The 1,218-nt window shown below is 56.3% G+C and carries 1 rRNA gene (only partly in view); it reads right to left on the bottom strand.

Going from position 1 to position 1,218, the window contains the following annotated elements:
* Nucleotides 1–21 precede the first annotated feature (21 nt).
* A 23S ribosomal RNA gene (locus ACZ6ZQ_RS38415) occupies nt 22–1,218 on the bottom strand; it runs 1,661 nt beyond the window's last position.

Raw genomic sequence — 1,218 nt, forward strand, 5'->3', positions numbered from 1 at the left:
ACACAGTGGACGCGAGCAACTGAGGACAAGCCCTCGGCCTATTAGTACCGGTCAGCTCCACCAGTTACCTGGCTTCCACATCCGGCCTATCAACCCAGTCGTCTACTGGGAGCCTTACCCTCTCAAGGAGGTGGGAATACTCATCTCGAAGCAGGCTTCCCGCTTAGATGCTTTCAGCGGTTATCCCTCCCGAACGTAGCCAACCAGCCATGCCCTTGGCAGAACAACTGGCACACCAGAGGTTCGTCCGTCCCGGTCCTCTCGTACTAGGGACAGCCCTTCTCAATATTCCTACGCGCACAGCGGATAGGGACCGAACTGTCTCACGACGTTCTAAACCCAGCTCGCGTACCGCTTTAATGGGCGAACAGCCCAACCCTTGGGACCGACTCCAGCCCCAGGATGCGACGAGCCGACATCGAGGTGCCAAACCATCCCGTCGATATGGACTCTTGGGGAAGATCAGCCTGTTATCCCCGGGGTACCTTTTATCCGTTGAGCGACGGCGCTTCCACAAGCCACCGCCGGATCACTAGTCCCGACTTTCGTCCCTGCTCGACCCGTCGGTCTCACAGTCAAGCTCCCTTGTGCACTTACACTCAACACCTGATTGCCAACCAGGCTGAGGGAACCTTTGGGCGCCTCCGTTACCCTTTGGGAGGCAACCGCCCCAGTTAAACTACCCATCAGACACTGTCCCTGATCCGGATCACGGACCCAGGTTAGACATCCAGCACGACCAGAGTGGTATTTCAACGACGACTCCACAACCACTGGCGTGGCCGCTTCACAGTCTCCCACCTATCCTACACAAGCCGAACCGAACACCAATATCAAACTGTAGTAAAGGTCCCGGGGTCTTTCCGTCCTGCTGCGCGAAACGAGCATCTTTACTCGTAGTGCAATTTCACCGGGCCTATGGTTGAGACAGTCGAGAAGTCGTTACGCCATTCGTGCAGGTCGGAACTTACCCGACAAGGAATTTCGCTACCTTAGGATGGTTATAGTTACCACCGCCGTTTACTGGCGCTTAAGTTCTCAGCTTCGCCCCACCGAAATGGAGCTAACCGGTCCCCTTAACGTTCCAGCACCGGGCAGGCGTCAGTCCGTATACATCGCCTTACGGCTTCGCACGGACCTGTGTTTTTAGTAAACAGTCGCTTCTCGCTGGTCTCTGCGGCCACCCCCAGCTCACCAAGAAAATTGGATCACCAGGCA

This window comes from Streptomyces sp. NPDC053673 (assembly GCF_055585225.1).